The sequence below is a fragment of the Blautia sp. BCRC 81119 genome, assembly GCF_003184505.1.
GTDB classification, from domain to species: Bacteria; Bacillota; Clostridia; order Lachnospirales; family Lachnospiraceae; genus Blautia_A; species Blautia_A fusiformis.
In genome coordinates this window covers 19,575-29,599 of record NZ_QJHD01000037.1, presented here as the reverse complement: position 1 = coordinate 29,599, position 10,025 = coordinate 19,575, and the positions used below count along the sequence as shown (strand labels likewise).

Below are 10,025 nucleotides of genomic sequence, written 5' to 3'. Positions count from 1 at the left end.
GAGAGACACCTTCTTTCGTAAATGTTGCAAATGTTTGTTTTGGCACTTTCATTATACAACACATGGAATCGAGGTGTCTTTCTTTTATGCAAAATCACGAACTTGCTCATTTATAGTTTTTTATTTGTCATATTGGTAATAAATAAAGAACTGCCAAGTGGCAAAGGAGATAACGAATATGAGAGTAAAAGAAAACGCAGAAAAAACTATGTTAACTATTATGCTTTTGACTATAGTATTTTTTATGACTGTCCCAGTGCATGCTGCGAATAGGTATATTGCAAGCATTTCTAGAACACCGATTTCTGTATATACCGGAAACTCTACCACAATAAAACTAAAGAACCCGGCAAAGGGAGAGAGGGTGACATGGACCTCAATAAATAGTAGAATTGCGACAGTTTCCAAAGCAGGAAAAGTAACAGGAAAAAAAGCAGGGACTACAAAAATCAAAGCTAAAAGCAAAAGCCGGTCCTATACTTATACCGTAAATGTAAAAAATAAGCCAAAAATTAATTACACATCAAAAAAAGTGGAAGTTGGGGATTCTTTCAAACTGAAACTTCTGAATACGACAGGTGGACGGAATTGGGTGAGTAGCAACAAAAAGATTGCAACAGTAAGTTCGTCAGGGAATGTTACTGGTTGTAACGTAGGAGTTGTAAAAATATCTACAAAATATGAAGGTATTACATATGCTTGTAAAGTGACCGTAAAAAAGAGTTCAAAAAGCCTTGTAAGAAAGGCTGCGCCGATGGCGAATGAATGCGTACTAAAGGCATTTGAAGACTTGGATTTCAAGTTAATATATGATGGCTCAGTTTATTATGCGGGATATTTTTCAGCTTTAAATCAAAGCATTACGCTTCATGGTGTAGACGATACTGTATACCATGAATTAGGGCATTTCCTCGCATGGATAGCCGGAAATGTAGATAAAAGAAGTGAATTCGCAACAATTTATAAGACTGAAAAATCCAAGTATACAGGAGTAAGAAAAGCGTATGTAACACAAAATGCTTCAGAATATTTCGCGGAGTCTTACAGGGATTATATTTTGAATGAGTCAAACCTGAAAAAGAGCAGGCCTAAAACATATACATATGTAAAAAATGCAGTTCAGACCATCCAAAATTCACCAGACAGAATTACAAAGATTAAAAATGTATATAAGCTGACTGCTCCGCACAGATAAATCTGGCGGGTTCCCAAAAGAGAACCGGTTAGATGTCTCCATACGCCACCGTTTTTCATCCTCCGCACCCGACGGGAATGACCGTATTGCAGGGTTATAAGACGATTATATTGGACGATGGACTTTACCTCTTAAGCTTTCCATAAGATAAGCAGATGAATCTTGTCTCTGTACTTACACTGTATATGCAGGACATATACAAAGGCGGGCTCGCAGCTGAGCCTGTGGAATAATTCTAGTTACGCAGCAGCAGGCTCTTTACGGAGCTGCTGCTTTTTTATATTTATCAGTTTCGTCCCGAAATTCGGGTTGCTGAAATTATCATGTGCCATTTCTTCTATCAATTTATCCTGACATATTAAGAATTTTTCAAAACCGTTCAGGCATCCTTTCCTGTCAGGTTCGTTATCATCGGTTGCATAAAATATAACAAACGAAGAGTAGCAGTCTCTTTGTACCATATGGCCGTCTATTATCTTTTCCCTGTCGCTTAACGATACCTTTTCGTATGTATCTGAAGCGTGATTATACTGGCTTGCCTTCAGTTTTGAAGCACTTACATCAATCACAATTCCACAAGTGGCTATAACTTTTCTCTTAATCGTAGACAAAAAGCCTGACGGAGCATGCTTCAATATACTTCCCCCAAAACGCTTTCTTCGTTTAAATTTACGGATGCTGCGTCTCCTTCCGGTCTTATCTGTCACAGCAAATCCCTCATCCTGTCTTTCAGTCTTTGAAGATTTCTTCTGTAAGCCCTTATAATTCATGGTCTCAATCTTCACCACAGAGCCTGAAGCTTCAAGCCATTCATTGGCAAGGTTGTTGTTTGACTGCTCTACATATACGCGCTGTTTCCTGTATGCCGTACGGAGTCTCATCTTTGCCCTTTTCATAGATTTTGAATATTGAACCCGCATACCCTTGATATGTACACCTTTATCGTCGTAACATTCCGGATTGTTAATCCTTGTCAGCCTGGAAAGGCGGTTCTGTTCCTTGATGACTTTCTCCTGATACTTATTGACATCCAGAGCCAGTTCTTTAAAGGAAAGCCTGCCTCCATTATATGAAGTCATGGTTGAAACCCCTGGGTCAATAGCCATTGTTCCGGCTCCAATCGCATGTTTCTGAGGCGGAACGCCTTCCATTACAAGCTGCAGGAAAAAGCGGTAATGAATCCCGAAAGGCTCCCTGATGACACGGCAATACTTTACCTTGTATCTCATTGCTTCCTGAAGCCATATATCGCTTTTTCTGATTGGTTTTAATTTAAATGTTGTGCCGCATACCGTAACGGTATCTGCTTTATCTTTGTAAATAATACCTGATGTTGCCTTTTTATCTTCAAAAGAAAATGTTTCTTCAAATTTACGGAAATGAATCATTTTTCCGAAGATTGCCTTCTTCGCTGCGCTATAGAGAGCCGTAGCAGTTTTCTGTACGATATTGATTCCGATTCCGCCTTCATATCCGGAAATCTTTCCTCTTCCGAAATATGCATGAAGGTCATATTCGGTAAGCTGATACGCTGCAGCACATATGAATATTTCCTTGCTCCATCGTTTGCTTTCCTTCTCATCCTTGCACGCGAAGAACTGGCCCAGACAATATTTATACCAGATATCTTCTTTTAGTTCGTTCAGCTGCTTAATGCAGTGTCTTACGCCGGCATTATACATACGCTCTGTAATCCTCATTATCTTATTTAATTTGTCATATCCACGGTCGTCAGTTATGATTCGTCTCGTCACAACGAAAGACGGGGTGGTACTTTTCGCCATATAATGCCGGCCTCCTTTCTTAAATTCTTCTATACGTTCTTCTGGTTTTCGATATACTGCTGTACAACGCCTAAGGAGACAGCACCGACCGAAGAGATGAATGCTGCACGCGTCCATAGAGTAGGCAGCTTTCTTTTTAATTCAGGAAATTCATCACGTAATATACGGGAACTCTTTCTTTTTAATAGCTTTACGACATGTTCAACACCAAATCTTGGATTGCAGTCAACAAGTATATGAACATGGTCTGACATGATTTCCATGTCTAATATATCAAAACCGTTTTCTTCTGCTATTTGTGTAAAAAGTTCCTTTGCCCGTTTAGCAATTCCCTCAGTCAAGACCTTTCGTCTGTATTTGGGGCAAAATACTATATGATATTGGCAACTATACACTAGATGAGAAGAATGCTTATATTCTTTTTTTGCTTCTGGATAATTCATATTTTATAACCATCTCACTTAATATTTATGATATATACATCATAGAACAAATAGCACAAAGTGTCAAGCTTTTAAACTTGGGTCCGTTTGTCGTTTTCCTCTGCACGGATAAATCCATCAGCATCCAACTTTGCCTTTTTGTGATATGGAAAAAAATGGTTAATAACTCACGACTAAAGTGCAAGCTTATAAAAGCGAGCAATCAATTTTGGAAATGGATTAATATCATGTTAAAAAAGTTCCATTTAAGTCTGGCCGGAATTTTCCGGCCATTTTTCGTGCAAAAAAATAAAAATATTCAGCATATTAAATGCATAAGCGGGAAGATACTTAAAACGGGCCGAAAACGATGACAAAAAAAACAATCAATAATAAGGGGGAATTAAATAATGAAAAATATAATGAAAAACAAAGAAGCAAAATTATTTGCAGTTATATTTGCTGCATTTATAACTTCAATAATGCTGTTTGCAACAACAGCACATGCTGCAACAAAAACAACAAAAAATATGCCTTCAACAAGCGTTTTTGTCGGAAGTTCAAAGACACTGACAAAACCAAACATAACCGGATTCAAGTGGAAAACTGTCAATAATACTTATTATTCAGTAACAACAAGAGGTAAAGTAACAGGCAAAAAAGCAGGTACGGCAAGTTTTTCTATAACATACAAAAATGTAAAGTATGTATATAAAATCGCAGTAAAAAACAAGCCAAAATTCAACTGTACAAACAAGACGATGAGCGTGGGAGATAAGTTTAAATTAAAAATAATAAACGGTGACAACTTCAACGCTGTATGGAATAACTCAAATACAAACGTAGCTGGAGGTTATAAAGGCACGGTGCTTGCTTGTAATCCGGGAACGACAATAATTACAGCAAATTACGGTGGAGTAAAAATGTCGTGTAAGGTAACTGTAAAACAATACAATGGTAGCTTATTGAGGAAAACAGGCCCAAAAGCAGATGAAAAGGTATTATCTGCATTTGAAAAACTTGGTTTCCATTTGAAATTTGACTGTACAGTTTCTTATGCCGGATATTTTGAAGCAAGAACGAAGAGCATTACATTAAGTGATAATGACGACACGATATATCATGAACTTGGACATTTCTTAGCTTTCATTTCTGGAAACACAGATAAAAATGAAACATTTAAAACTATATATGAAAGCGAAAAGAATTTGTTTACAGGAGTAAGAAAAGCATATGCGACACAGAACGCATCTGAATACTTTGCTGAATCTTATAGGGATTACGTATTGGAACCAGCACGGTTAAAAAAAGAACGTCCTAAAACATACAAAGCAATACAAACTGCACTCGGAAAAGTAACAAATGCACAAATAGAAAAAATTAAGAAAGTATATGCGGTCATATGGAAGGATGTATGAAGATAAGAGAGGAGGAGATACAAATGAAAAAGAATAAAGAAATAAGGCTATTTGCAGTTATAGTTGTTATGTTCATGATTTCAATAATATTTTTTGCAATAACAGCACATGCTGCGACAGTAACAACTAAAAATATGCCCTCAAAAAGCGTCTGTGTCGGAAGTTCAAAGACACTGGCAAAGCCAAATGTGAGTGGGTTCAAATGGAAGGCAGTAAATAATACATATTATACTCTGACCACAGCCGGAAAGCTTACAGGAAAGAAAGTAGGAACCGCAAGCTTTTCAGTCACATGTAAAAATGTAAAATATGTATATAAAGTAACTGTAAAAAATAGGCCAAAATTAAATTGTACAAGTAAAACGATAATGGTAACTGAAAAACTGAACCTGAAAGTATTAAATGCCGGAAACTCTACGGTAATATGGACTTACAAAAATCCTAAGGTAGTATACGACGGTGTTGGATATGGACCGGGAACCACAACTGCAACAGCAAGATGTGCAGGCGTGACAATGACATGCAAGGTCACAGTCAAAGACTATAATGGAAGCCTGGCAAAAAAGATGGCACCAAAAGCGAATGCAAATGTTCTATCTGCTTTTGATAAACTTGGATTCAAAATAAAGTATGACCCGACAGTCAACTACGGTGGATGCTTTAATGCACATGAAAGAACTATCACACTTAGGTTTGTGGGCGATGATACTATCTACCATGAGATGGGACATTTCCTTGCTTTTGTTGCCGGAAACGTAGATAGGTCAAGTGACTTTGCTGCAATTTATAATAGTGAAAAGTCTAAATTTACAGGTATCAATAGAAGTTATGCAACACAGAACGCAACTGAGTATTTTGCTGAGTCCTATCATGATTATATTTTACAGCCAACAGAAACAAAGAAGAAGCTGCCTAAAACCTGCAGTGCTATATCAGATGCAGTTAAAAAAGTAACGCCTACACGTGTTGCAAGAGTTAAAGAAATCTACGGACCGTTCTGGAAATAAAGATACAATTGCCGCTGAAGCTGATAGATAGAAAGCCGCGGCCAATCTTTTTGTCATCTTATATTTCGTGCTCAATGTCCGACGCTTATGCTACTAGACAAATTCAAAAAATATGAGAATAGCACGACTTTGCTATTCTATGCCTGGCCTAGACATCGTCTTGTTGTCCAGGCCACCCAAACCGGCAGAAATGCCGGTTTCTTTGTTTCAGCCGTTAAAATTTTCAGCATATTAAAAAAGTAAAAAAATTATTAAAAACAAGAAGGGAGAATTTTTTATGAAACTTAAAGAAATCAAACCAAATGGAATCGGGACTGTTGAATGTGTGATTGTTACCATCGAAGAAAAGACAAATCGAAATAATGGTACATTTCTGAACATCGGAATCAGCGACGGTGAATCTCAGGTCATTGCCAAAAAATGGAATGAAAAAGTAGAGACATTTATGTTTAAGCCAGGACAGGCAGTTTTGATTGAAGTAAAGATGGAAGAATATAAAGGTGAGCCGAGTTATATCATCCGTGAAATTACTGAATCTTCGGCCGACCCGTCCTTATTCATTTGCGGTGCACCGCTGAAGTCTGAATATATGTATAACTTCTTATACAAGACAGCCGGAAGATGCGGCGTGTACGCCTCAACAGTTAAAAGAATCCTTGCGGAGAATAAGGATAAGCTCATGATTTGGGGTGCCGGCAGGTCTATCCATCATAATATCCGTGGCGGTCTTTTGTATCATACATACCGTATGACCAAAATGGCAGCATATACAACTTCTGTATACAACAAGGAACCTTCAATGCTGAAGGATTGCCGTGACATCAACACAGAACTGTTAGTAGCCGGGACTATCCTTCATGACATTGGAAAGCTTTTTGAGCTGGATACAAATGAGTTTGGCGCCTCAGAATATACAGTTAAAGGCACATTGATGGGACATGCTTTCCTTGGTGCTGAACTGGCAGGCAGGGTAGCAAGAGAGGAGGGCCTGAACGAAGAGGATATCATGCTCTTACAGCACTTGATTCTTTCTCATCATGGCAAACATGAGTATGAAGCAGTAACGGTTCCGGCGATTCCGGAGGCATTGGTACTTCATCACATTGACATGATTGATTCTTATATGTATCAGTTTGAGACACAGGCGGAAGGACTGAAACCCGGCGAAATGTCAGGCAAGGTATTCGGGCTTGACCAGAAGGTATACAGACCGACTTGGAGAGTGCCTCAGAAGAAAGAGGAAGGCGAAGAAAAAAAATAAGTTTTATGGAGATTGCCCGCAGCGGATGCTGCGGGTTTTTTGTTTGCTTGGAATTGCATTTGTCGTCGTATTTGCATTGCATCTATCGTTGAGGAACGTGGAGAGTTGAGACCAGGCACGCCGAAATAGTCCGGGGCGTCGGTTCGGAGGTTGCTAGACGTGTACGGGAAGCCGATTTATCAGCCCTTGTGATGTACTGTACTCAGCCTTACGGCTTCGCTTGTCAGCCTCTACGAGGCTTGGTGCACGCGAGCATAACTCGCGCGTACCAAGATAAAAGAGCAGGAAATCTTTCCTGCTCTTTTTGTCTTGCGTTAACGATGTTTTTTTAATTTGACTCTTTTTTGGAATCGATTTCGGATTTAAGGGCTTTTATATAGTTATTATCCCAACCCATTTTATCTGCGATTTCCTCTGGAGAAAATCTTTCAAGCATAACTGACACGAAATTGATTCTATCTTCATGCTGTGCTTCTTCCCATTTTGTATACATTTCATGCACCCCTTTCGGACTAGATTTGTAGTATCTTAATGCCTCGGCAAGAACAGGATTTTTAATATCGTCAGGATTTGAGTTAGTCCAGTCTCTGATAAACTGTCCAAGTTCTGAGTCATTGGTTGCGGCGGCAAGATTTACGATGATTCCTTCTTCGCCGGAATTGATGACATTTCCAGACATTAAGTCTACTTTTTTAATATGCTGAATCATTGGGTCATTGGAATTAAAATCTTTTTCGGTTAAGACTATGCCTTTTTTTAATTCGTGTATCATAAAAAAGTCCACAGAAAATTTTACTTCTTCATAAAAATTTGGCATATTAATAATAGAAGATTTGAAAGGAGGGCATCCATTATGTTAAATGCAATTCCGATGGTAATATCAAAAGAATCATTTGAACAGATTTTTGCATTTGCTGAAGATAATTCTGCTCTTGCTAAAAATCTGTATAATGCTGCCCTTTTTCGAATCCGCCAGGTCTTTACAGGATGGAATAAAACGAAACGGACAGATTTGGAACAGCTTGTGTTTGATGAATTGAAACAGACAGAAACCGTATATAAAAGCTTTAAGCCACGCCGTGTCCTCTCATATGCTGCACTTGATAAAATCATGAGGGCAACACATAATCCTGACTTCTTTGCCGGGCTTCCGATGCAGACCGCGCAGCATGTTTTAAAAGATGCGGTGCATGATTTTAAGGCATGGCTTGACAGTTTAAAGGGATACAAGAAAAACCCATCCAATTACACCGGGAAGCCTAAAATGCCGGGATACTGCAAATCAAACCGTAAGACTTTTACAGTTACAAATCAGGATGCCGTGATTTATCCGGTTATTGATAAAAATGGATGTATTACAGGCAATGAATTAAAACTGCCAGGTTTTAAGAAAAAAGAGCGCATTTCAATTAATTACGTTGACCATAAGTCAGATTTGCGCATACTGACATTTAAGCCTTATTATGATAAATACATCATGACTTTTGTGATTGAGGATATGGCTCCCCCATTTTATCCTGATATGCCTTATATAGCAGGGCTTGATTTCGGGACAGATAACATCGCAGCTATAGCATGTACAGACAACTCGTCTGTAATATACAAGGGCGGTGCAGTACTGTCATCAAATCAGCTTTTTGCCAAGAAAAAAGCAAAGGCGGTCTCATTAATCACACAAGGCCACTCAAAAATGCATGCAGAATCAAGATACCTGCTTACGCTTTCACGTAAGCACAGTTGCTTTATAAAAGACCAGATGCATAAAATCAGCACTGAGATTATCAGGTACTGTGTTGAACATCGCATCGGGATTCTTGTGATTGGCGTAAACAAGCTCTGGAAACAGAAATCAAGTATTGGCAGAAGGAACAACCAGAACTTTGTGTCTGTTCCACATTTCCAGCTTCGCCAGATGATAGAATATAAAGCACTTCGTGCAGGAATAGATGTCATCGAACAGGAAGAGAGTTATACTTCAAAAGCAGATATTACTGCGTTTGATTATATGCCTGTTTACGGAAAAGAAAAATGCCGCCCGGTATTTTCCGGACGACGTATTGAACGCGGATTATACTCATGTAAAGAAGGATACTGCATCAACGCAGACTGCAATGGAGCGGCAAACATCCTCAGAAAGGCAATCCCGGATGCATGGAAAGGCGTGTCAGACTTTCACTTTCTTGCAACACCGGAAAGCATTGGGTTTGCCATGTTGAATCCTGCAGACTCACATAAAAGATATAAACAGCATAACAACTAGATTTTCGTTTCCAACGATACTTCTGGCTATTCTTGCAGACATGCAGCATAGTCAGATAATGCGTCTTTATGCACGCGCTTTCAAAGCAAAGCATAGACCAAAGTATTCCTTAGGCATCATTTGACAATGGATAGGGGGCTTGGTGAACAGTCCTTTGTTGGCACGGTCAGCATATGGCTCATTTGCCTTATGTTCGAGAGACGAAAGCGACACGGCTTCAAGAACAAAACCTTTTATCGGTAACTCCTGGAGGTGTTTTTCAGAGCTTTGCTCCGTTTTAGATACCACCTCTATAGGAGCAATGCACCGCATAGGGGTGGAGACTTCATGACACCGATTTTAAAATCTGGACAGGCTGTGAGATGTGTGCCAGTAGCGGAAAAAACAATATTAAAGAAGAACGATATTGTACTATGCAAAGTTGCAGGACATTTTTATCTGCATAAGATTTCTGCAATCAAGGGTGGAAGAACATTTCAGATTTCTAACAATCATGGTCATGTAAATGGATGGATTGGAAAGAAGTGTATATATGGTTTGGTAGTAGAAAAGTTTTGATGTGCGACAGAGCGAGGGCTCTGTTTTTTATTGCATATTTTTTTTGTCATAATATAATTGAATAACTTAAAGTTTGACTAAGAGAGGAAACTGATTGCTGGAGTTTTCTCTCTTTATTCC

9 protein-coding genes are annotated in these 10,025 nt (G+C 38.8%); 6 read left to right on the top strand and 3 right to left on the bottom strand.

The window, feature by feature from the left end; genetic code table 11:
- Positions 1 to 178: 178 nt before the first annotated feature.
- The gene (locus DMI82_RS18020; protein WP_110104151.1) at positions 179 to 1,195 is read left to right on the top strand and encodes an Ig-like domain-containing protein; all 1,017 of its coding nucleotides are present in this window, start codon (positions 179 to 181) and stop codon (positions 1,193 to 1,195) included.
- Positions 1,196 to 1,434: 239 nt separating this feature from the next.
- On the opposite strand, the gene DMI82_RS18015 is transcribed toward DMI82_RS18020, so the two are convergent.
- The gene (locus DMI82_RS18015; RefSeq protein WP_110104150.1) at positions 1,435 to 2,979 is read right to left on the bottom strand and encodes a hypothetical protein; all 1,545 of its coding nucleotides are present in this window, start codon (positions 2,977 to 2,979) and stop codon (positions 1,435 to 1,437) included.
- 29 nt (positions 2,980 to 3,008) lie between these two features.
- On the bottom strand, positions 3,009 to 3,422 hold the full coding sequence (gene tnpA, locus DMI82_RS18010; protein WP_110104149.1) for an IS200/IS605 family transposase: 414 nt from the start codon (positions 3,420 to 3,422) through the stop codon (positions 3,009 to 3,011).
- A 389-nt stretch (positions 3,423 to 3,811) separates the two neighbouring features.
- Between tnpA and DMI82_RS20405 the strand changes: the two genes are divergently transcribed.
- From DMI82_RS20405 to DMI82_RS17990, 3 genes are all read left to right on the top strand, one after another.
- Positions 3,812 to 4,819, top strand: coding sequence for an anthrax toxin lethal factor-related metalloendopeptidase (locus DMI82_RS20405; RefSeq protein ID WP_242981873.1), 1,008 nt, complete (start codon positions 3,812 to 3,814; stop codon positions 4,817 to 4,819).
- A gap of 23 nt (positions 4,820 to 4,842) precedes the next feature.
- Positions 4,843 to 5,826 (top strand): anthrax toxin lethal factor-related metalloendopeptidase, encoded by a 984-nt coding sequence (locus tag DMI82_RS20400; RefSeq protein ID WP_242981872.1) that lies wholly within the window; start codon positions 4,843 to 4,845, stop codon positions 5,824 to 5,826.
- A gap of 277 nt (positions 5,827 to 6,103) precedes the next feature.
- Positions 6,104 to 7,087 (top strand): 3'-5' exoribonuclease YhaM family protein, encoded by a 984-nt coding sequence (locus tag DMI82_RS17990; RefSeq protein ID WP_110104147.1) that lies wholly within the window; start codon positions 6,104 to 6,106, stop codon positions 7,085 to 7,087.
- Between the two features lie 328 nt (positions 7,088 to 7,415).
- On the opposite strand, the gene DMI82_RS17985 is transcribed toward DMI82_RS17990, so the two are convergent.
- Positions 7,416 to 7,859 carry a hypothetical protein gene (locus DMI82_RS17985; protein WP_146207185.1) on the bottom strand — a complete coding sequence of 148 codons (444 nt, stop codon included), beginning with the start codon at positions 7,857 to 7,859 and terminating at the stop codon, positions 7,416 to 7,418.
- An 81-nt stretch (positions 7,860 to 7,940) separates the two neighbouring features.
- On the opposite strand from DMI82_RS17985, the gene DMI82_RS17980 reads away from it, so the two are divergent.
- Together DMI82_RS17980 and DMI82_RS17970 are read left to right on the top strand one after the other, a co-directional pair.
- The gene (locus DMI82_RS17980) at positions 7,941 to 9,347 is read left to right on the top strand and encodes an RNA-guided endonuclease InsQ/TnpB family protein (protein ID WP_110104145.1); all 1,407 of its coding nucleotides are present in this window, start codon (positions 7,941 to 7,943) and stop codon (positions 9,345 to 9,347) included.
- Positions 9,348 to 9,674: 327 nt separating this feature from the next.
- Entirely contained in the window at positions 9,675 to 9,905 is a 231-nt protein-coding gene (locus tag DMI82_RS17970) for a hypothetical protein (protein WP_110104143.1), read from the top strand.
- Positions 9,906 to 10,025: the final 120 nt, after the last annotated feature.